Here is a 21,464-nt window from a genome sequence, read left to right on the forward strand (position 1 = left end):
GGGCGTTACCCAAGCAGCACCACGTCCTCCCGGCGGGCGGTGTGCTGCTGCACCCATTCCACCAGCCGGAGCCGGAGGATGTAGTTCCCGCAGACGAGGTCGTTTTCGGCGGGCCGGGCGTAGCCCCCGCAGGCAGAGCGGCACAGGCCCGGGTAGAGCACGCACCACCAGTTGCGGCCGGTGCCGGCGCCGATCTGGATGCGCAGCGCGTCGTACCGCCCGGCAGGCAGGATGCCCGAAGCGTAGCGCCGGGTGTCGAAGTACATGTTCACCAGCTGCACCCGCACCGGGGCGCGGATGTTCAGCCCTGCCAGCGCGTGCCGGGCCGTGAGCTGCAGCTCAAACAGATGCCGCGCCGCCCAGCAAAGGGCGTCAGGCTTGCTTTTGGCAGGGCAGGCGGCGTCCAGATAGGCCAGCACGGCGTCTCGCACATGGAGCTTTGCGCTCTGGCTGGCGATGGAATCGTTCTCGGGCCGGATGTGCAGCCGCAGGGTGTCGGCGCACACCAGCGTCCCGGTGTCCAGCTGGGTGCGGCCCCATGCAAATGCCTGCCATGCGCCGCACAGGGCAAGGGCGAGAAACAGGCCAAGGCAGAGCAGCGCCATCTGAGCGCGTGTAAGCATTCTGGATAACATAAAAACAGACCCTTCTTCTGGAAATGTTATCCAGAGGATGGGCCTGTTGGAGTAGATTTATTCTCTTAGTTCTTCAGCGACTGCATGGGGGCAGGCAGGCGGCCGCCGCGGTTGATGAACACGGACGGGTCGTGCTGGTTCACGGCCATGATGGGGCCATAGCCCAGCAGACCGCCAAAGTCCAGCACCTCACCGGCCTTGCGGCCAATGGCGGGAATGACGCGCACGGCGGTGGTCTTGCTGTTCACCATGCCGATGGCGGCTTCGTCGGCGATCAGGGCGCTGATGACGGCCGGGGTGGTGTCGCCCGGGATGATGACCATATCGATGCCCACCGAGCAGACGGCGGTCATGGCTTCCAGCTTTTCAATGGTCAGGCAGCCGATCTCGGCGGCGTGGATCATGCCGGCGTCCTCGCTGACCGGGATGAAGGCACCGGACAGACCGCCCACGTGGTTGGAGGCCATCACGCCGCCCTTCTTCACAGCATCGTTCAGCAGGGCCAGACAGGCGGTGGTGCCGCAGCAGCCGCAGGTCTCAAGGCCCATCTCTTCCAGAATGTTGGCCACGCTGTCGCCAATGGCGGGGGTAGGTGCCAGCGACAGGTCGATGATGCCGGCGGGCACGTCCAGAGCCTTGGAGGCAAGGTTTGCCACCAGCTGGCCCACGCGGGTGATCTTGAAGGCGGTGCGCTTGACCAGCTCTGCCACCTCGTCGATGGGAGCATCCTTGGGCAGGCGGGCCAGTGCGGCGCGCACAGCGCCGGGGCCGGAAACGCCCACGTGGATCTCACAGTCCGGCTCGCCGGGGCCGTGGAATGCACCGGCCATGAAGGGGTTATCCTCCGGTGCGTTGCAGAACACCACCAGCTTTGCGGCACCGATGCACTGACGGTCGGCCGTCAGCTCACTGGCCTTCTTGACGGCCTCGCCCATGAGCTTGACGGCGTCCATGTTCAGGCCTGCCTTGGTGGCGCCGATGTTCACCGAGCTGCACACGATGTCGGTCTCGGCCAGCGCACGGGGAATGGACTCGATCAGGCGGCGGTCACCGGCGGAGAAGCCCTTGTGCACCAGAGCGCTGTAGCCGCCCACAAAGTTGACGCCCACCTTTTTGCCGGCAGCGTCCAGGGTCTTTGCAAAGTCCACGGGGTCGGCATCCGGGCAGGCACCCAGCAGCATGGCGATGGGGGTGACACTGATGCGCTTGTTGATGATGGGGATGCCATACTCGGCGCTGATGTGCTCCACGGTGGGCACAAGGCTTGCAGCCTTGGTGGTGATCTTGTTGTAGATGTTCTCGCACGCCTTCTTCGGGTCCGGGTCGATGCAGTCCAGCAGGCTGATGCCCATGGTGACAGTGCGCACATCCAGATTGTCCTGAGTGAACATCTCGATGGTCTCGAGGATGTCACCGGTATTAAACATACTCATTGCAGTGTACTCCCTCCATCAGATGGTGTGCATGGCGTCAAAGACTTCCTGACGGGTCACGTTGATCTGCATCCCCATCTCGGCGGCCAGTGCATCGCAGCGCTTGTGCAGCTCTTCGTGGCTCACATTGCACTTGGAGATATCCACCAGCATGATCATGGCGAACATGCCCTGCAGGATGCTCTGGGTCACGTCCTCGATGTTGATGTTCAGCTCGGTGCACAGACCGGCGACCTTGGCAACAACGCCCACGGTATCGTGACCAATGACGGTAATGAATGCTTTCATCGTTTCCACCCTCGTTTTCCTTTTGATGAACGGTGCCGCAAAAGCTCCGGCACACTCTTACCCTTCCAGTATAGCAGATTTGGCAAAATTTGAACACACTTTTTGTAAAAAAGAACAGACACGAAGGGAAAAAGACATTCTATCCCAAAAATTGGGTGCAATCTTTTACAGCTTGTGCTATACTTATAAATAATTTATTTCCCGGTTACGGGCTGAGAAGGAGCAAGATACTATGGAACAGCTTTTGAAGATCCTGGAAGACAATGCGCGGCTGCCCATTGAGGACATCGCCACGATGCTGAATAAATCTCCCGCCGAGGTGGCGGCCATGATCGATCTGGCCCGGGCGCAGGGCATCATCAAGGGCTACAAGACCCTTGTGGACTGGGAAAAGGCCGGGGTCAACCGTGTGGAGGCCGTCATCGAGCTGAACGTCAGCCCCAAGAAGAGCCGCGGCTTTGACGAGATCGCAGCCACCATTGCCTCCTTTGACGAGGTGGAGAGCGTGCTGCTGATGAGCGGCGGCTACGACCTGCAGCTGGTCATCAAGGGCCAGACCTTCCAGGAGATCGCCCTGTTCGTGGCAAAGCGCCTGTCTCCGCTGGACGATGTGCTGTCCACCGCCACCCACTTTGTGCTGCGCACCTATAAAAAGGAGGGCCGCCTGTATCAGGACGAAGAAATCGATGAAAGAGAGTGCACGGTGCTGTGATGGACTACGATAAACTGATCGCGCCTGCCGCTGAGGCCATGCGCCCCTCCGGCATCCGCAAATTTTTCGATCTGGCTGCCGAAATGCCCGAGTGCATCAGTCTGGGCGTGGGCGAGCCGGACTTCAAAACGCCATGGGCCGTGCGCGAAGCCGGCATCGAGAGTCTGGAGCATGGCCGCACCCGCTACACCTCTAACGCAGGCCTGAAGGAGCTGCGCGCCGAGGTGGCAAAGTATCTGGAGCGCCGCATGGGCCTGCACTACGACCCGCTGCACGAGGTGCTCATCACGGTGGGCGGCAGCGAAGCCATTGATATGTGCATCCGCACGCTGGTGCAGCCCGGGGACGAGGTCATCATCCCGGAGCCCTGCTTTGTGTGCTACGAGCCCATCACCACCCTGTCCGGCGGTGTGCCGGTGCATGTGGCCTGCCGTCAGGAGGACGAGTTCCGCCTGCGTGCTGACGCCCTCAAGGCTGCCATCACCCCCCGCACCAAGCTGCTCATCATGCCGTTCCCCAACAACCCTACCGGTGCGGTGATGGAGCGCGAGGATCTGGAAGCCGTTGCTGAGGTGCTGCGCGGCACCAACATCATGGTGCTCTCGGATGAGATCTACGCCGAGCTGAACTACGGCCTGCGGCCCCATGTGTCCATTGCCACCCTGCCCGATATGGCAGAGCGTACCATCGTGGTGAACGGCTTCTCCAAGACCTACGCCATGACCGGCTGGCGTCTGGGCTATGCCTGCGGCCCGGCACCCATCATCCGGATCATGACCAAGATCCACCAGAGCGCCATCATGAGCGCTCCCACCACCAGCCAGTACGCCGCCATCACTGCCCTGAAGGAGTGCGACGGCGAGATCGACCGCATGCGCGACGAGTACAATATGCGCCGCCGCCTTGTGGTGAAGGCCTTCAACGATATGGGCCTGACCTGCTTTGAGCCGCGCGGTGCGTTCTACGCCTTCCCCTGCATCAAGAGCACGGGCATGAGCAGTCAGGATTTCTGCACGAAGCTGCTGGAACAGAAGCATGTGGCCATCATCCCCGGCGACGCCTTTGGCGCTTCCGGCGAAGGCTACGCCCGCATTTCCTACGCCTACAGCGTGGAGCATCTGAAGGAAGCGCTCCGGCGCATCCGGGAATTCCTGCAGGAAAACGGCATCTATCACGGCATCTGAGGAGGAACAAATGGCAAGGCTGAACTGCGTGACCGTTCTGGCCCCCGCAAAGCTCAATCTGGCGCTGGATGTGGTGGGTCTTCTGCCGAGCGGCTACCATGATCTGGACATGACCATGCAGGCCATCACCCTCTACGAGCGGGTGGTGCTGCGCCGCAGCCCCTACCTGAACCTGCGGCTGCCGGGCAGTCTGGTGGCCCCCAATAACAAAAACACTGCCATCAAGGCAGCGCTGGCCTTTTTTGACTACACCGGCCTTCTGGCGGGTGTGGACATCACCATCTATAAAAATACCCCGGTGCGGGCAGGCATGGCAGGCGGCAGCGCCGACGCCGCCGCTGTGCTGGTGGGCATGAACGAGCTGTACGGTGCGCGGCTCTCCATGAGTGAGCTGTGTGCACTGGGCGCAAAGATCGGTGCGGACGTGCCCTTTGCCCTGATGGGCGGCACCTGCCGGGTGCAGGGCGTGGGAGACTTCCTCAAGGCCCTGCCGCCAGTGCCGGAGTGCTGGTTCACGGTGGTGATGCCGGACTACGGCGTTTCCACCCCGGAGGCCTTTGCGGCCTACGACCGGGTGGGCAGCAGCGTCCACCCGGACTGCGGCGCACAGGAAGCCGCCATCCGTGCCGGAGATCTGGATGCCCTTTGCGCCGCCGCCGGCAATGCGCTGGAAGAGTGCAGCGGAGCAAAGGATACCGGGGCCATCAAGGCTCTGCTGCGGGAGCATGGCGCTGTCACCGCCCTGATGACCGGCAGCGGTGCGGCGGTGTTCGGCGTGTTCCGGGACGAAGGGGCCGCACGGGCTGCTGCACAGGCCGCAAAGCGGCGCTGGAAGCAGGTGTACGTGGCGCAGCCTGACCGCGGCGGCGCACGGGTGAGCCGATAAAAATGCATAGACCTCCTTCCCACGGGGCATACTGTCCGCAAGGGAAGGAGGTCTTTTTTGTGCAGACCTTTTATAAAATCTGCCTGATCCTGTTGATCGTGGGCGGCATCAACTGGGGCCTTGTGGGGCTGTTCCAGTTCGATTTTGTGGGCTGGCTGCTGGGCGGCAGCGCATCCATCTGGTCCCGCATCGTGTTCACACTGGTGGGCATCGCAGCCCTGTGCGGCATCCCGGGGCTGTTTACGGATGAAACGGATGAATGACCCTCTCAGTCAATGCCTGCGGCATTGCCAGCTCCCCCGAAAGGGGGAGCTTTATTGTGCCTGTCCTCCAGAAGTAAAAAAGCTCTCCCTTCGGGAGAGCTGGCGCGTCAGCGCCTGAGAGGGTCAATGACAGGTGCTTTTGCTTGTTGACTCAATTACTGCTTCCGTCCAGATCGTCCCACCCTACCAGATCCGGCAGGGTGAGCGTCTCGTCCGAGCAGTGGGAATGTGCACGCCGCTGGTCCTCGGCCATGGTGCGCACCACCTCGCGGGTGATCTCCCGGATGGCGGCGCAGTCCTCGGGCAGGTCGGTCTGGCTGCGGCCGGAGTGGGTGAACAAGATCCTGCCCTGATGGCCCACCACCAGCGTCAGCGGCAGCAGCTGCGGGGCGCTGGTGTCGTAGCGGTAGCCCTGCTCTCTGGCGGTTTTGTAGATGCGCTGGGCCGCAAAGCTCCAGCTCAGGATGCCCCGGGCCTGCTCCACGCCCAGATAGCCGTACAGCACCCCCGGCGCGTCGCAGATGAGCGTGAAGGGAAACTCGGCTCCCTGTGTGGCTTTTGCCACCGTGCGGGGCGAAGAGTGCACCACGCAGGCCAGACGCACGCCGCGCAGTCTGGGCAGGGTCTGCAGGTAGCGGGTCAGGTATTCCCGGGTGACAGGGTGGTCGAAGGCTGGCAGGAAGATCATCACCAGCGGGTGCTCACCCTCGCACAGCTTATAAAAATCGTTTCCCGGTGTGGTGGGGGTATCAAAGGTGAAACGGGGGATGGAGGTGCCAACCAGATGTTCTGACTTCATGCCGCAATGCACATCCTTTCCATATTCAGGGAAATAAAAAAATCCACACACTGTCTCTGTTTTTGCAGAGGACAGCGGTGGATGGATTGCTATAAAAAGATCCCGCCCGGTCGTCTGCGGTCAATCAAACCTACCCTTACGGACAGGTGGGTGCCCTGTCGCCGGATTCACGCTTCCTCATCGAACCTCCATGGTCGACCCATGGCGGGGAGGTCTGCAATCCGCCGGAGAACTCCGGGCTCCCGTTGAATGATTAGTAGGATCATATAAACCGCAACAAATCGAGCCGGGCAGGAAGTCTTGCCGGGTAATTTGTCTGGAATTATTCTTCGATGTCGTACTCGTCGCTCAGGCGCTCTTCAAACAGCTTGCCCAGCTCCAGCAGCAGTTCGTCGTCATCCACGACGTCCAGATACTCGCCTTCATCGTCTTCGCCGACGCTCAGGATGACCAACTGAGCGTTCTCAGCCTCTTCCTCGGTCTCGGCGTATTCCACAGCAGCCAAATAATGCACGCCCTTGTAGTCCAGCGCATCGATCACCTCAAACGTGATCTCGTTGCCGTCCTCATCTTCCAGGGTCATCAGGTCAGGCTGATTTTCCTCTTCGGTATTGGGGTTCTTGATCTCATCAGACATAGATAGCGTCTCCTGTATCGTGTCATAAAACGGGCCGCTTGTGTGTCGCCCGCTCGGGTCTGCATATAGTGTAGCGTTTTTTTGCCTGCTCGTCAAGATGCTTTTTCGCACAGAAATTGTGTAACAAATTTTCACGCATTTGCTCTCGAACTCTGGGGCAGAATATGATATACTATCCTCTGAATCTTTTGCGCACGGTGTGCCGTGCGGTTACTAGAGTGTATGGAGCGTGGGTGAAAATGATGCATAAAAAAAGATGGGCGGCACTGGTGCTGGCAGCAGCACTGGCCCTGACCGGCTGCAGCTTTGGCGGCGTCGGCGGAGGCGGCAGTACTGCCCAGAAGATCGACCGCCCGGCGGTGGAGTCGGCAGAGCTGCAGTTCACCCACCCGGCGGCGGGGGATACCGTTGCGGTGTTCGATACCTCGGCGGGCGTGTTCCGGGCGGTGCTCTTCCCGGATAAGGCCCCGCAGGCCTATGATAACTTTGTGGGCCTTGTGCAGGCGGGTTACTACAACGGCCTGACAGTCTCCCGTGTGGAGAGCGGCTTTGTGGTGGAGGCCGGACAGGGGGCCGACGGCAGGGGCAGCACTATCTGGAACGGCGGCCGCTACCCGGCTGAGACCACCGACAGCCTGCACCATTATTCCGGTGCCCTGTGCATGGGCACGGATGCTTCCGGCGAGTGTGCCAGCGTCTTTTACGTGGTGCAGACCCTGCCGGGAGAGCAGTCTGTGACGCAGGAGCTGGTGGATCAGATGAACAGTGCCGGCTACCGCGCAGAGGTCGTTTCTGCCTACCAGACGGCGGGCGGTGCGCCCTACCTCGACTACACCGACACGGTATTGGGACAGGTGTACGAGGGCATGGACGTGGTGGATGCCATCGGCCAGACTGCCGTGGACGAAAACCAGAAGCCCTGTGAGGACATCACCATCAACAGCGTGAGCATTACGCAGTACGAATAAGAAAAAGGACACCGTCAGGTGTCCTTTTTCTTATCTCTCCCCCGGGTGCTCCTTCCGCCACGCCAGATAGTCATCCAGAATGACCGTGGCGCTCACAGAGTCCAGAATTTCCTTCCGCTTTGTGCCAAAGGTGCCGCTCTCGTCCAGCAGGTCGGCAGCGGCGCAGGTGGTCTGGCGCTCGTCCCACATGCGCACGGGCAGGCCGCTCCAGATTTCGACCGTTTTTGCCAGCTTGCGGCTCTTGGCGGCGCGCTCGCCCTCGGTGCCGTCCATGTTCAGCGGCAGACCGATGACGATGAGCTCAGCACCGATCTCCTTTGCCACCTCGCATACCCGGGCGGCTATCTTGTTGCGGGCTTTCAGGGTGATCTGCGGGGTGATGGCGGTGGTCAGGAACTCGGTGCGGTCGCAGGTGGCAAGGCCGGTGCGGCTGTCACCGTAGTCAACAGCTAAAATTTTCATACAGGCTTCCTCTCTTGTGTGGAAAAGTTTATCGGTCCAAGTGTACCACAGCTGAAGGCTAAAGGGTAGATAATAACACTTCTTTTGAGAGGATTTTCGTGTTACAATAAACACAGATCGTTTTTCAAGGAGGAAGTGCCCCATGCTCAAACTGGTTTTAGGCGGCTCCGGCAGCGGCAAAACGACGCTGCTCTATTCCCGCATCCGCGCCCGGGCCGAGGCAGGCCGGTACAGCATCCTGCTGGTGCCGGAACAGTTCACCTCCAGCACAGAGGGCCGTATCTACCGGGAACTGGGCGATGCTCTTTCCGGCATGGTGGAAAGCTTTTCCTTTACCAGTCTGGCCGAGCGCATCCTCTCCGCCGAGGGCGGTGCGGCGGTGCAGACCCTTTCGGACGCAGGCCGGGCCGTGCTGGTGCGCCGCGCACTGGAAGAACTGCAGGACAACGTGCATTACTACTACCGCCACCGCCGCAGCGCAGCTTTCTGCCAGATGGCGGCCCAGACCATCGACGAGCTGAAGAGTGCCGGACTTTCCGGCACACAGCTGGCAGAGCTGGCCCGGGACTGCGGCCCCGAGAGCGGCAAGCTGAGCGAGCTGGCGCTGATCTTTCAGGGCTACGAGACGCTGCTGGCGGGCACCGGCATGGACCCCTCCGACCGGCTGGAGCTGGCGGCGGCCCGGCTGGAAGCCGCCCTTGCCCGGGGCGAGCTGCCGGACTTTCTGCGGGAGCGGGAGGTGTTCATTGACGAATTTGATACCTTCAACGCCCCCAAAAAGCGGCTGATGGGTGCGATGCTGGCGGCACTGCCCACGGTCACGGTGGCCCTGTGTGACGACGGTTCTCCCATGGTGCCGGGGGAGATGGGGCTGTTTTCCGGCGCAAAGCAGGTGGCGGCGCAGCTGCGCCAGCTGGCCCGCAAAAACGGGGCCGAAGCGGCAGTGCCGGAGCTTTTGCGCACAGACCTGCGCCACAGGGACGCCCCCGGCCTTGCCGCTGTGACGGAACTGTTGGAGACCGGCACCTGTGAGGTGCCGCCTGCGGCACCGGAGGTGCGGCTGTTTGCGGCCGCCAGCCGGGAAGAAGAAGCCCGCTGCACCGCTGCGGCCATCCGCCGCCTGATGCGGCAGGGCGTGCGCTGCGGAAAGATCGCGGTGGTCTGCCGCGACATCGCCGGCTATCGCGCCGCCATCCGGTACGAGTTCCGCATGGCAGACATCCCGCTCTACTGTGATGAACCCACCACCCCGGAGTTCAGCGCCCCGGCCACGGCGGTGCGTGCGCTGCTGGCCCTTGTGCGCGGTGCGGACATGACCGAGAACCTGACCGTTCTGGCCAAGACCGGCCTGTGCGCCCTGAGCGAACCGGAGGTCTGTGCACTGGAAAACTATGCCTACACCTGGTCGCCCGATGCGGCGGCGTGGCGGACAGGCTTTGAAAAAAGCCCCCAGGGCTTTGGCGAGAACGAGCTGACCGATGAGGACCGGAAAACGCTGGCCGATGCCGAAAAGGCCCGTCAGCTGCTGGTGACGGCGGTGGACAGCCTGCGCGGCAGGGTGCGCGGGGCCAACGCGGAGCAGATCAGCCGGGCACTGTATTTCTGCCTGAAGGAGCTGGGAGCCGAGGAACAGCAGGCCGCACAAATCGAGTCCATCCGTGCGGCCCGGGGCATCCCGGCGGCAGAGGAAGCGGCCCGGGAGTGGAACGTGGTGATGCAGCTGCTGGACGAAATGGCCCACCTGCTGGGCGGGCAGGGCGTGACCCTTGCGGAATATGAGGATCTGTTCAGCCTGCTGCTGCGCTCGTCGGACCTTGGGCACATCCCGCAGACGCTGGACGCGGTGGTGCTGGCAAGCGCCGGCAAAATGCGTCTGGATGCGCCGGACTATGTATTTGTGCTGGGCCTTGCGGAAGGGGAGTTCCCCTGTGCGCCGTCCGAGACGGGCCTTTTGACCCACGCCGACCGCGATGCCCTGATGGCAAAGCAGATCGACCTGCCGGACTGCTTTGAGAACCGCGTGGTGCGCGAGCAGGTGTGCTTTTACAAGGCCCTTACCGTCCCGGCCAAGGGACTGTGGCTCAGCTGGCCCAAGGGGCAGGGCAAGACCCTGTGCGCAGCGCTGGAGCCTATCGTGGAGGCCCTGCACCCGGCGGCACCGGAGTTGGAGCTTCCCGACCTTGCGGCTACCCCCGCCGATGCACTGGACACGCTGGGCGGCTGGCCGCTGACCGACACGGAACGCGCCAGTCTGACCGAGGCGCTGCGCCTGCCGCAGACGGATGCACCCCGGGGCCTTGCGCTGCTGCAGCGCATGGAGGAGAACCCGCCCCGGCAGGTGAACGACCTGTCCGCGCTGAGCGGTCTGCTGGGGCAGCGGCTGCGCATTTCGCCCAGCCAGCTGGAAAAATACTATACCTGCCGGTATGGCTATTTCCTGCAGTATGTGCTGGGCCTGCGCCCCCGCAGGAGGGCCGAGCTTTCAGCCGACCAGAGCGGCACCCTGATGCACTGGGTGCTGCAGATGGCGCTGGACCCGCACCCGGCTGCGGATAACCCCTGCAAGGCGCTGACGCCTTTTCTGGAACTGGACGACGAAGCCATGGCGGGCCTTGCCAGCCTGCTGGTGGATGAATATGCAAAGCGCTATCTGCCCGAGGATACGGCCCGGTTCACCTACCTGCTCTCCCGCCTCAAAAAAAGCATGACCGGCCTTTTGTGCTATCTGCGGGACGAACAGAAGCAGTCCTGCTTCCACCCGGCAGCCTGCGAGCTGCGCATCGGCTCCGGGGAGGACGCCGTGCCCGGGCAGGTGTATCATCTCTCGGACGGACGCACGGTGCAGCTGGTGGGCACGGTGGATCGCGCCGACGAGTGGGTGGAGGAAAACGGCACCCGCTGGGTGCGGGTGGTGGACTACAAGACCGGCACCAAAAAGCTGAACCTGAAGGAGGTCTACTGCGGGCTGGACTGCCAGATGCTGCTGTATCTGTTCAGCCTGACCCGGGATAAAAGCGGGCGCTTTACCGGCGCGGAACCCGCAGGTGTTCTGTACCTGCTGGCAGACCCGGCCCCCAAGACCACGGCCCGGCAGCAGGCAGAGCGCGGAACGGAATACGAGCTGGACGGCCTTGTGCGGGACGAGCAGCGGGTGTTCGATGCCATGGACGCCGCCGAGACCGGCCGTTACCTGCCCTTTGGCTACCGGGACGGCAAGCCCAGCCCCAACCAGAAGGATAAGCGTGCGGATATCGCCAAGCTCAACCGGATCCAGCTGCATCTGGATGACCTTGTAACCCAGATGGGCAGCCAGCTCTACAGCGGCCGCATCGAAGCGGAACCGCTGGTAGCCGGGGCAGGCAGGAACCCCTGCGTCTGGTGCGACTACAGCTTTATCTGCTGCCACGAGACCGGCATCGGTGAGCGTGCGCTGGAGGCTCCGGCCAAGCCCTTTGAGCCGGAAGAGACCGAGAACGAGAAGGAAGGTGAGCAGGCATGAGCGAACCCAAATGGACCCCAGCCCAGCGGGCCGCCATCGAGGACCGGGGCGGTGCGCTGCTGGTGAGTGCGGCGGCGGGCAGCGGCAAAACAGCGGTGCTGACCGAACGTGCCGTGCGGCTCATCACAGACCCGGAGCACCCGGTGGATGCAGACAGGCTGCTCATCGTCACCTTTACCAATGCGGCGGCGGCAGAGCTGCGGGCCCGCATCGGGCAGGCACTGCTGCGGCTCAGCGTGCAGCAGCCCCACAACACGGCCCTGCGCCGCCAGCGGATGCTGCTGCAGCGGGCACCCATCTGCACCATTGATGCTTTCTGTCTGGATCTGCTGCACAAACACTTTCAGGCGCTGGACATCCCGCCGGACTTTGCCCCGGCAGACCCCGGCAGCGTGGAGGTGCTGCGGGCTTCGGCGCTGGCCGAAACGCTGGAAAATGCCTACCGCGACCCGGATTTCTGCGCCTTTGCAGACCTTTACGGCAAGGGCCGCACCGATCAGGCCGCAGGCAATACCATCCTGCATGTGTACGATTTTCTGCGTGCACTGCCGGACTACGACCGCCGCATGGACGAATATCTGGCTCCATGGCAGCAGGAGAACGGTTTTGGCTCCACCTGCTGGCATGACCTGCTGCTGGCCGAAGCGGCCCGCTGCGCCGGAGCGGCCCGGGAGCTGCTGACGGCGGCGCTGGCCGACTGCAGAGAGGACTTTGCCCTTGCGCAGGCGCAGGCCGAGGAAAAAGGAAAGACGGCAGCCTCCAAAGCCAAGGCCGCGGCGGGCGTCAACGATAAATTTGCAGAGCCGCTCTCCCGTCTGGAAAACGCCGCTGCCCTGCTGGGCGAGGTGGAGCGGCTGGCGGCGGCAGGGGAGTGGACACCGCTTTATGACAAGCTCACGCCCTATGTGCTGGGTATGGAGGAGATGCCCGGCTTCAAGGGCATGAAAAAGCGGCTGACCGGCGACCACAAGGCAGCGGTGCGCACCCGCACGGATGAAGCTGCCAAGCTGTTCGAGCAGATCACGGAGCTTATCTCCTGCAGCGAGGAGGAGGCCGAAGCCGACCGCAGGGAGGCGCTGCCCCGGCTGCGGGCCCTGTTTGCCGCTGTGCGGGACTTTGACGCCCGTTTCTCGGCAAAGAAAAAGGAGCGCAAACTGCTGGAATTCAGCGATTTTGAGCATCAGGCCCTGCGGCTGCTGCGCACGCCGGAGGGAGAACCTACCCCGCTGTGCCAGAGCATCCGGCAGAACTACGCCGCTGTGATGGTGGACGAATATCAGGACACCAACGCGCTGCAGGATGCCATCTATCGCTGCCTTGCATCCCCGGCGGGGGACGACCTGTTTCTGGTGGGCGACCTGAAACAGAGCATCTACCGCTTCCGGCAGGCCGACCCCAGCATCTTCCGGACGAAGCTGGATGTCTGGGCCCCTCTGCCCGGCGGCACGGCACGGCCCCGCCCGGCAGAGGGAACGCCGGGCACCGATGCACTGCTGGCACTGGATGCCAACTTCCGCTCGGCCCCGCAGGTGGTGGCAGGCATCAACTTTATCTTTGAACAGCTCATGACGCCCCGGCTGGGCGATACCGCCTATGGCGACGGTCAGCGGCTGGTGTGCGGTGCACCCGGCGACTACGCCGGCAGCGTGGAGGCACACTTCCTGCCGGACGACACCGCCGAGACCGACGCGGCGTGGATCGCCCAGCACATCGAAGAGCTGGTGCAAAACGGCACACCGGTGCGGGACGGCAGCTCCACCCGCCCGGTGCAGTACGAGGACTGCTGCATTCTGCTGGCGGCACGCGGGGATTTTCTGGCCTACGAAGAAGCGCTCACGGCCCGGGGCATCCCGGTCTACGCGGACGCCCGGGAAAATCTGATGACAGCCCCGCACATCCGTCCGCTGATCTCGCTTTTAAAGGTCATCGACAACCCGGCGCAGGACATCTATCTTGCTGCTGCCATGCTGGGGCCGATGTTCGGGTTTACAGACGACGACCTTGTGCGTCTGCGGGCCTGCAGCGAGGAGGCGCAGAAAAAACAGCAGGAGCCCGGCACAAAGCACACCCGCATGAGCCTGTACGGCGCAGTGCTGCAGGTGGTGCAGAGCGAAAATGAAACGCCGTTCACCCAAAAGGTGAAGGCTTTTTACGCCCGGCTGACCGAGATGCGGCGCATGGCCCGCAGCGTTCCGGCAGAGCAGCTGCTGGAAGAGATCTTTGTCTCCACCGGCTACCTTGCCGCGCTGGGCGTGCTGGAAAACGGAGCCCGCCGCCGGGAGGATGCCCGCCGGTTTGCAGCGTTCTGTGCGGAATCCGGCACAAACGGCATTTCGGCGCTGGTGCGTGCCATCGATGCGGCGGCACAGGCAGGCTCCACCGGGCAGGACGCAGTGCCGGGCGGCGCACGCCCGGGCTGCGTGACCATCATGACCATCCACCGCTCCAAGGGCCTGCAGTTCCCGGTGGTGTTCGTGGGCGATACGGCCCGGCACTTCAACCTGAGCGACACCTATCAGCCGGTGCTGTTGCATCGGGAATACGGGGCAGGCCTGCGGCTGCGGCCGGAACAGGGGGACCTGTACAAGACCGCCGCATACACCGCCCTTGCCAATGCTCACGCACAGGAGACCCGCAGCGAGCAGATGCGCCTTTTGTATGTGGCACTCACCCGCGCACAGGATATGCTGATCCTGACCGTCCCGCTGGGCATGACCAAGACCGGCAATCCCTTTGCCCGGGCGGCGGCGTTTCTGGCGGCAGGAGCGGGGGAGACCCTGAACCGGCAGGCAAACAGCTTTGCCGACTGGCTGCGTGCGGCGCTGCTGGTGCATCCCTTTGGCGGGCCGCTGCGGCGGCTGGCCGGAGATCTGGAACTGCCCTTTGTGTTTACGGAAAGCGAGATCACCGTATCCGTTCAGGAGGCCCAGCCGGAACCGGAAGCGTCCGGGCAGGAGCCGGAACAGCCTGCAGCCGTCCCGGCAGACCCGGCTCTGGTGGCCGGGCTGCAGGAAGGCTTTGCTTGGCATTACCCGGCGGCAGAGCTGGCCGCTGTGCCCGCCAAGGTCAGCGTGACCAGCATCGTGCACAAAGCCGAGCAGACCACGCTGGAACGGCCTGCCTTCCTCTCCAGAGACGGCCTGACCGCTGCCGAAATGGGTACGGCCCTGCACGCCTTTCTGGAACATGCGGACTTTTCGGCCCTTGCAGCGGCAAAGGTTACAGGCGGGCTGGAAAAAGCCATTCTGGCCGAGCGTCAGCGGCAGGTGGACAGGCAGCTTGTGGCCCCGGAGATCGCGGAAAAGCTGGATGTGAGCCGGATCCGCCGCTTTGTGGAAGGCGAGGCCTTTGCAAAGATCTGCACAGCAGACGAGGTGCTGCGGGAGCTGGCTTTCATCACGGCACTGCCAGCCGAAGCGGTGCTGGCTGCGCAGGGCACAGAGGGCGTCCGGGCCGAAGGAGAGCAGGTGCTGGTGCAGGGCATCGCAGACCTTGTGCTGGTATATCCGGATCATCTGGAACTGCTGGACTACAAGACCGACCGCCGCAAGACCGAAGCAGACTTCCTGCGGGCCTACCGCGCGCAGCTGAACCTCTACGCCCTTGCCATCGATAAGCGCTTTGCCCCGAAGAAGGTGACCTATAAAGGCATCTGCTCGCTGGAGCTGGGGAAGCTGATCGAGGTGTAAAACCCTCTCAGTCCGCTCCCATTGGTCGCGTCCAGCTCCCCCCTTTCGGGGGAGCTGGCATCGCGAAGCGATGACTGAGAGGGTTCAAAAGTCATATTTTTCCCGCAAAACGCATAAAAAGTGCTTGACAGCGCTTTCTGCCTGTGGTAAAATAACCGGGTAAAGAAAGCAGCTACGGCCTGTGCCGCGCTCGCCTTGTGGGGTCGGAATCCCCGGGCTATACCCGAAAAGCAGTTCATCTTTGTGTGGATTGCGGCTTTTGAGTGAATTTTTGCGCGGCTGTCCTGAAAATGGGCGGCCGCGTTTTCTATGCCAAATATTGCAACAAAATGGATTTTGTTTGGAGGTGCATTCATTATCGCTACCGCTGGAAAGTCGAAGGAACTGGAGATCAACGGTCAGATCCGTGACCGTGAGGTCCGTCTGATCGGTGCAGACGGCGAGCAGAAGGGCGTTGTGTCCATTCAGGTGGCTATGCGCGCTGCAGAAGAGGCCGGACTGGATCTGGTCAAGATCGCACCGCAGGCCGTCCCGCCTGTGTGCAAGGTGCTGGACTACGGTAAGTACCGTTTTGAACAGCAGAAGAAGGAGAAGGAAGCCAAGAAGAACCAGAAGGTGGTCGAAGTCAAGGAGACCCGCCTCTCGCTCAATATTGACACCAACGACTTCAATACCAAGCTGAACCAGACTGCCAAATTCCTGGCAGCTGGCCACAAGGTTAAGGTTTCGATCCGCTTCCGCGGCCGTGAAATGGCGCACAGTGCTCTGGGTGCAGACGTGCTCAAGCGTTTTGCCGAGGCTCTGCCGCAGGCATCCACCGACAAGCCGCCGGTGCTCGAGGGCCGCACGATGTCCATTCTGCTGATCCCGAAACCCAATAAGGACTAATTTTAGGAGGAAACTAAAATGGCTAAGATGAAACTGAAGACGCATTCCGGCGCTAAGAAGCGCTTTAAGCTGACCAAGAACGGCAAGATCAAGCGCGGCCACGCATTCCGCAGCCACATCCTGACCAAGAAGACCACCAAGCTGACCCGTGGCTACCGTCAGCCCAGCTACGTTGATAAGACCAACGCAGCTACCATCAAGAGCATGCTGCCCTACGCCTAAGAGCGAGCCGCAGGCACAAACATTCTACTACAGATAACTAAAGGAGATATATAAAATGGCACGTATCAAGGGCGCAACCATGACTCACAAACGTCGTAAGAAGATGCTGAAGCTGGCCAAGGGCTTCTACGGCTGCAAGAGCAAGCACTTTAAGATGGCCAAGCAGCAGGTCATGAAGAGCGGCAACTACGCTCTGGCTGGCCGCCGCATGAAGAAGCGTCAGTTCCGCAACCTGTGGATCTGCCGCATCAACAATGCAGTCCGTCCTCTGGGCATGAACTACTCCACCTTCATGGCAGGCCTGAAGAAGGCTGGCATCGAGCTGAACCGCAAGATGCTGTCCGAGATGGCCATCAACGATCCCAAGAGCTTTGCAGCTCTGGTCGAGACCGTCAAGAACGCCTGATCAAGAACCTGAATCGTGACGCCCGCGTATACGCGCGGGCGTCCGTTTTGTATCCGGGGTTCTTGCGGACGAAAACAGTGTTTCAGGGCAGTGCCCTGCCGCAGGAGCTTTTGTGGCAGACGCTGCCCTTTTTGCTTTTTTACAGATGAATGCCCGCTTTCAGCAGGAGGAATACAATGGACGAAAAGATCACCAGCCGGGAAAACGCAAAGATCAAATATGCCTGCCGCCTTTCTTCCGGCGCGGCATTCCGCCGCAGTGAGGGCCGCTTTCTGGCCGAGGGCCGCAAGCTGTGCCCGGAGCTGGCCCGCGGCGCACAGCTGGAGACCTTGTTTTATACCGAGAGCGCCATGGCAAAGTGCCCGGAGCTGGCAGACCTGCCCGGCGAGCACTACCTTGTGGAGGATCACGTGGCCGACAAGCTGGCCGATGTGGGCACCCATCAGGGGGTGTTCGGCGTATTCCGCACCCCGGTGCACGGCTTGGACGAGGTGAAGACCGGCGGGCGGTATCTGGCGCTGGAACGGGTGCAGGACCCCGGCAACGTGGGCACCCTGCTGCGCTCTGCAGCTGCCTTTGGCTTTGACGGCGTGATCCTGAGCGACGGCTGTGCCAGCGTGTGGGCCCCCAAGACCCTGCGGGCTTCCATGGGAGCCGCCGTGCGCATCCCGGTGATCGAAGCCGGTGCCATGCCCGATGCCATCGTCCAGCTGCGGGAAAAGGGCATCACCTGCCTTGCGGCTGCGCTGTACAAGTCCCAGCCGCTGAGCGCGGCGCAGGCCAGCTATCCCGGCGGCGTCTGCGTCGTCATCGGCAGCGAGGGGCAGGGTCTGACCGATGAGACCATCGCCGCCTGCACCAGCACGGTGCGCATCCCCATGACCGACCGGGTGGAAAGCCTGAACGCCGGCATTGCGGGCAGCATCCTGCTGTGGCATTTCCGGGAGGAGAGCCTGTGAGGGAGCTTGCCGGGCAGACCGGCCTTTTTCCGCCGGAGCCTGCGCCGGACCCGCTGCTGTGCTGGCTGTGGCTGGCCCACGTGCTGGGCCCGGCCAGCATCCACGCGGGCCGCGTGCTGGATGCGTTTGGCGGTGCGCAGGAAGCGTGGGAAGCACGGGACACCGCTGAATTCCGCGCTGCGGCCGGGGATGCTGCTGCGCTTCGCGCACAGCAGCTGGACCCGGAGCAGTATCACGCACTGGTCATGCGGTGCGATGACCTCGATGTGCGCATCCTGACCTTTGATGACCCGGATTACCCGCTGGCCCTTTCCCGCATTCCGGACATGCCGCTGGTGCTCTACTGCACCGGCGACCCGCGCTGGCTCAATGAACCGGGCACGATCGGCATCGTGGGCAGCCGCAGGCCGACAGAATACGGCCTGAATGCAGCGGCAGACATCGGCGGGGCACTGGCAAAGAGTGGTGCGGTCATCGTCAGCGGCCTTGCCGACGGACTGGACAGCGCCGGACACCGTGCCGCCGTGAAAAACAACTGCCCCACCATCGCGGTGATGGGTGTGCCCATTGACCGCACCTACCCGGCAGCGAATGCGGTGCTGCGGCATAAGATCGAGCAGAAGGGCTGCGTCATCAGCGAATATCCGCCCCGCAGTGAGGGCGTTGGCGCCAATGGCTTTCTGCAGCGCAACCGGCTCATTGCGGCGCTCAGCTCTGCGCTGCTGGTGGTGGAAGCACAGGAGAAAAGCGGCACCATGTCCACCGTGTCCCATGCAGAACGCTATGGGAAACCGGTGTTTGCGGTGCCGGGCAGCATCTATTCGCCCAACTCCGCAGGCACCAACGGCCTGCTGCGGGATGGCCGCGCCCGCGCTGTGAGCAGTGCAGATGACCTGATGGGCCCGCTGGGCCTGCGCCGGCAGAGCGCAGCGGCGGTGACGGCAAAGCAGCCGGAGCCTCTGAGCGAGAACGAGCGGAAGGTGCTTTCCTGCATCGGCCCGCAGCCGCTTGGCATTGAGGAACTCTGCGTGCGCAGCGGCCTGCCCACGGCAGCACTGCTGGGCACCCTGATGAAGCTGGAGCTTTCCGGCAGGGTGCTGTGCATGCCGGGAAAGCGCTATATGATAAAATAGTATAATTTCCGCTGGCGCAGCACACAACAGCTGTGGTATATTATAAAAATAGAGAATCCCGTACTGTGCACACCGCACAGCGCGTTACCGATAAAGAAGAAAGAAAAACGAATGGGAGTAAACTCGAATGGCGAAACTGGTTATCGTGGAGTCGCCTGCCAAGGCGAAGACCATCGGCAAATATCTGGGCGATGACTACGAAGTCACCGCAAGCATGGGCCATATCCGCGACCTGCCCGCGTCTCAGCTGGGCATCGATGTGGAGCACGGCTATGCTCCGCAGTACATCAGCATCAAAGGCAAGGAAAAGCTCATCAAGGAGCTCAAGAGCAAGGCCAAACACGCAGACGGCGTGCTGCTGGCGACCGACCCGGACCGCGAAGGCGAAGCTATCAGCTGGCATCTGGCAAACATTCTGGGGCTGGACCCCCACGAGCCCAACCGCGTCACCTTTGACGAGATCACCAAAAAGGGCGTGAAGGAGGGCATGGCCCACCCCCGCGCCATTGACGAGGATCTGTTCAACGCCCAGCAGGCCCGCCGGGTGCTGGACCGTCTGGTAGGCTACAAGCTCAGCCCGTTCCTCTGGCGCAAGGTGCGCCGAGGCCTGTCCGCAGGCCGCGTGCAGAGCGTGGCTGTGCGGCTGATCGATGACCGCGAAAAGGAGATCGAGAGCTTCAAGCCCGACGAATACTGGAACGTGGACGCCACCCTCGGCGCAGGCCACAAGAGCTTCACGGCGCGTCTGGCTGCCGATGCCAAGGGCAAGAAGCTGCTGCCCAAAAACGAAGCCGAGGCCCGGGCCATTGAAAAGGGTCTGGAAGGGGCCGAGTACGTGGTGGCAGAGCTGAAAAAAGGCAAGCGGGCAAAGCAGCCCACTCCGGCTTTCATCACCAGTACCCTGCAGCAGGAGGCGTCCCGCCGGCTGGGCTTTACGGCTACCCGCACCATGCGCGCTGCCCAGACCCTGTACGAAGGTGTGGATATTGCAGGCCACGGCACCATGGGTCTGATCACCTATATGCGTACCGACAGCCTGCGCATTTCGGACGAAGCGGTGGCTGCCGCCAAGGAGTATATCGCAGGGGCCTACGGTGAAGCCTATATCTGCCCCTACAAGCGCACATGGAAGACCAAGAGCGCCACTGCCGCGCAGGACGCCCACGAGGCCATCCGTCCCTCGGTGCCGTCCCTGACGCCCGACGAGGTGGACAAGAGCATCAGCGGCGACACCGCAAAGCTCTACCGCATGATCTGGAGCCGCTTTATGGCCAGCCAGATGGCAGACTGCCAGCAGGACACCGTGTCCGTCACGGTCAGCGCGGCAGACTACCGCTTCAAGGCCAGCGGCTATACCGTCACCTTTGACGGCTTCACGGCTCTGTATGAGGAAGCCACCGACGAAAAGGAAAAGAAGGAGACCGCTCTGCCCCCGCTGGAACAGGGTCAGGTGCTGAAGCTGCGCGAGCTGAAGAGCGAGCAGAAGTTCACCCAGCCGCCCGCCCGCTACACCGAAGCAACCCTCATCAAGGCGCTGGAAGAAAACGGCATCGGCCGTCCTTCCACCTATGCGCCCATCATCACCACCATCATCGACCGCGGCTATGTGGAGCGCGACCAGAAAAAGCTCAAGCCCACCCTGCTGGGCCGGGCGGTGGATGGGCTGATGCTGGAGCAGTTCCCCCACATCGTGGACGTGGACTTCTCCGCCCAGATGGAGAAGAATCTGGATAAGATCGAGAGCGGCAAGGCCGACTGGCACAAGACGGTGGATGACTTCTATCAGGGCTTTGCCGCCAGTCTGGAGCAGGCCGAAAAGAACATGGAAGGCAAGAAGGTCAAGGTGCCGGACGAGCCTTCCAGTGAGGTGTGCGACCTGTGCGGCCGGCCCATGGTCATCAAGGTGGGCAAGTACGGCAAGTTTTTGGCCTGCAGCGGCTTCCCGGAGTGCCGGGGCACCAAGCGTCTGGTCAAGGATACCGGCGGCATCTGCCCCAAGTGCGGCAAGGGCCGTATGCTGGAACGCAAGAGCTCCAAGGGCCGCATCTATTACGGCTGCGAGCGCTACCCGGACTGCGATTTCATGACATGGGATACCCCGGTGCCCACCAAGTGCGAGAAGTGCGGCAGCACCCTGTTCCGCAAGGGCTCCAGGCTCTACTGCGCAAAGGAAGGCTGCGGCTTTGAGATGCCGGTGCCGAAGAAGGATTGAACTGTGAACGGGCTTGCCCTCTCAGTCTCACTTCGTTCGACAGCTCTCCCAAAGGGAGAGCCCTTGGCAAAACCCGAAACCCTGCGTGGAATGCCAAAGCCTCCCACTTTGGGGGAGGTGGATGCGAACAAAGTGAGCAGACGGAGAGGGCAAGGACGCTAGTGCAAAACTGCAATATAAATTCAACGA

Annotated in this window: 19 protein-coding genes and 1 other RNA gene; 13 read left to right on the plus strand and 7 right to left on the minus strand. The window is 62.3% G+C overall.

The genetic code is table 11. The features are described 5' to 3' along the window. Positions 1 to 5 precede the first annotated feature (5 nt). The 3 genes from ACNSPV_RS07615 to ACNSPV_RS07625 all read right to left on the minus strand — a co-directional run bounded on the left by ACNSPV_RS07615 (position 6) and on the right by ACNSPV_RS07625 (position 2,356). On the minus strand, positions 6 to 635 hold the full coding sequence (locus tag ACNSPV_RS07615) for a stage II sporulation protein R (RefSeq protein ID WP_348583830.1): 630 nt from the start codon (positions 633 to 635) through the stop codon (positions 6 to 8). Positions 636 to 700: 65 nt separating this feature from the next. Then, positions 701 to 2,062, minus strand: coding sequence for a PFL family protein (locus tag ACNSPV_RS07620; protein ID WP_418268299.1), 1,362 nt, complete (start codon positions 2,060 to 2,062; stop codon positions 701 to 703). Positions 2,063 to 2,086: 24 nt separating this feature from the next. Next, positions 2,087 to 2,356 carry an ACT domain-containing protein gene (locus tag ACNSPV_RS07625; protein WP_249238329.1) on the minus strand — a complete coding sequence of 90 codons (270 nt, stop codon included), beginning with the start codon at positions 2,354 to 2,356 and terminating at the stop codon, positions 2,087 to 2,089. A gap of 232 nt (positions 2,357 to 2,588) precedes the next feature. Here ACNSPV_RS07625 and ACNSPV_RS07630 point away from each other — a divergent pair, with 232 nt between their 5' ends. Genes ACNSPV_RS07630 through ACNSPV_RS07645 form a run of 4 tightly spaced genes read left to right on the plus strand, consistent with a single transcriptional unit; the run spans position 2,589 to position 5,401 of the window. Continuing rightward, a complete protein-coding gene (locus ACNSPV_RS07630) occupies positions 2,589 to 3,068 on the plus strand; it encodes an Lrp/AsnC family transcriptional regulator (RefSeq protein WP_005944413.1) in 480 nt (159 codons plus the stop codon). Continuing rightward, positions 3,068 to 4,252 carry a pyridoxal phosphate-dependent aminotransferase gene (locus ACNSPV_RS07635; protein ID WP_348583828.1) on the plus strand — a complete coding sequence of 395 codons (1,185 nt, stop codon included), beginning with the start codon at positions 3,068 to 3,070 and terminating at the stop codon, positions 4,250 to 4,252. Before ACNSPV_RS07630 ends, ACNSPV_RS07635 begins: the two co-directional genes overlap by 1 nt. A gap of 10 nt (positions 4,253 to 4,262) precedes the next feature. Then, the gene (gene ispE / locus ACNSPV_RS07640) at positions 4,263 to 5,138 is read left to right on the plus strand and encodes a 4-(cytidine 5'-diphospho)-2-C-methyl-D-erythritol kinase (protein WP_348583827.1); all 876 of its coding nucleotides are present in this window, start codon (positions 4,263 to 4,265) and stop codon (positions 5,136 to 5,138) included. A 59-nt stretch (positions 5,139 to 5,197) separates the two neighbouring features. Further along, positions 5,198 to 5,401 carry a DUF378 domain-containing protein gene (locus ACNSPV_RS07645; RefSeq protein ID WP_348583826.1) on the plus strand — a complete coding sequence of 68 codons (204 nt, stop codon included), beginning with the start codon at positions 5,198 to 5,200 and terminating at the stop codon, positions 5,399 to 5,401. Between the two features lie 151 nt (positions 5,402 to 5,552). Here ACNSPV_RS07645 and ACNSPV_RS07650 read toward each other — a convergent pair whose 3' ends face one another. From ACNSPV_RS07650 to ACNSPV_RS07660, 3 genes are all read right to left on the minus strand, one after another. Beyond that, on the minus strand, positions 5,553 to 6,200 hold the full coding sequence (locus ACNSPV_RS07650) for an AhpC/TSA family protein (protein ID WP_348583825.1): 648 nt from the start codon (positions 6,198 to 6,200) through the stop codon (positions 5,553 to 5,555). A 95-nt stretch (positions 6,201 to 6,295) separates the two neighbouring features. Beyond that, positions 6,296 to 6,500: non-coding RNA, 6S RNA (ssrS, locus tag ACNSPV_RS07655), on the minus strand. A 22-nt stretch (positions 6,501 to 6,522) separates the two neighbouring features. Continuing rightward, the gene (locus ACNSPV_RS07660; protein ID WP_249238333.1) at positions 6,523 to 6,837 is read right to left on the minus strand and encodes a DUF1292 domain-containing protein; all 315 of its coding nucleotides are present in this window, start codon (positions 6,835 to 6,837) and stop codon (positions 6,523 to 6,525) included. Between the two features lie 239 nt (positions 6,838 to 7,076). On the opposite strand from ACNSPV_RS07660, the gene ACNSPV_RS07665 reads away from it, so the two are divergent. Then, on the plus strand, positions 7,077 to 7,805 hold the full coding sequence (locus ACNSPV_RS07665; protein WP_348583824.1) for a peptidylprolyl isomerase: 729 nt from the start codon (positions 7,077 to 7,079) through the stop codon (positions 7,803 to 7,805). Between the two features lie 30 nt (positions 7,806 to 7,835). Here ACNSPV_RS07665 and ruvX read toward each other — a convergent pair whose 3' ends face one another. Further along, a complete protein-coding gene (ruvX, locus tag ACNSPV_RS07670) occupies positions 7,836 to 8,267 on the minus strand; it encodes a Holliday junction resolvase RuvX (protein ID WP_348583823.1) in 432 nt (143 codons plus the stop codon). Between the two features lie 142 nt (positions 8,268 to 8,409). Between ruvX and ACNSPV_RS07675 the strand changes: the two genes are divergently transcribed. The 8 genes from ACNSPV_RS07675 (at position 8,410) to topA (ending at position 21,275) form a co-directional block, all read left to right on the plus strand. Next, entirely contained in the window at positions 8,410 to 11,766 is a 3,357-nt protein-coding gene (locus tag ACNSPV_RS07675) for a PD-(D/E)XK nuclease family protein (protein ID WP_348583822.1), read from the plus strand. Next, the gene (locus ACNSPV_RS07680; protein ID WP_348583821.1) at positions 11,763 to 15,455 is read left to right on the plus strand and encodes a UvrD-helicase domain-containing protein; all 3,693 of its coding nucleotides are present in this window, start codon (positions 11,763 to 11,765) and stop codon (positions 15,453 to 15,455) included. The genes ACNSPV_RS07675 and ACNSPV_RS07680 overlap by 4 nt, the downstream gene beginning before the upstream one ends. A gap of 309 nt (positions 15,456 to 15,764) precedes the next feature. Beyond that, entirely contained in the window at positions 15,765 to 16,343 is a 579-nt protein-coding gene (gene infC / locus ACNSPV_RS07685) for a translation initiation factor IF-3 (RefSeq protein WP_249238338.1), read from the plus strand. 18 nt (positions 16,344 to 16,361) lie between these two features. Further along, positions 16,362 to 16,565: a 50S ribosomal protein L35 gene (gene rpmI / locus ACNSPV_RS07690; RefSeq protein ID WP_005928215.1), complete on the plus strand. Its 204-nt coding sequence runs from the start codon at positions 16,362 to 16,364 to the stop codon at positions 16,563 to 16,565. A 55-nt stretch (positions 16,566 to 16,620) separates the two neighbouring features. Then, entirely contained in the window at positions 16,621 to 16,971 is a 351-nt protein-coding gene (rplT, locus tag ACNSPV_RS07695; protein WP_005928218.1) for a 50S ribosomal protein L20, read from the plus strand. A 176-nt stretch (positions 16,972 to 17,147) separates the two neighbouring features. Next, the gene (locus ACNSPV_RS07700) at positions 17,148 to 17,930 is read left to right on the plus strand and encodes an RNA methyltransferase (protein ID WP_348583820.1); all 783 of its coding nucleotides are present in this window, start codon (positions 17,148 to 17,150) and stop codon (positions 17,928 to 17,930) included. Continuing rightward, positions 17,927 to 19,063 (plus strand): DNA-processing protein DprA, encoded by a 1,137-nt coding sequence (gene dprA / locus ACNSPV_RS07705; protein WP_348583819.1) that lies wholly within the window; start codon positions 17,927 to 17,929, stop codon positions 19,061 to 19,063. The genes ACNSPV_RS07700 and dprA overlap by 4 nt, the downstream gene beginning before the upstream one ends. 127 nt (positions 19,064 to 19,190) lie before the next feature. Further along, positions 19,191 to 21,275, plus strand: coding sequence for a type I DNA topoisomerase (gene topA, locus ACNSPV_RS07710; protein ID WP_348583818.1), 2,085 nt, complete (start codon positions 19,191 to 19,193; stop codon positions 21,273 to 21,275). The last annotated feature ends 189 nt before the right edge of the window (positions 21,276 to 21,464 follow it).

The sequence above is a fragment of the Faecalibacterium sp. 3 genome (genome assembly GCF_048323735.1).
GTDB classification, from domain to species: domain Bacteria; phylum Bacillota; class Clostridia; order Oscillospirales; family Ruminococcaceae; genus Faecalibacterium; species Faecalibacterium wellingii.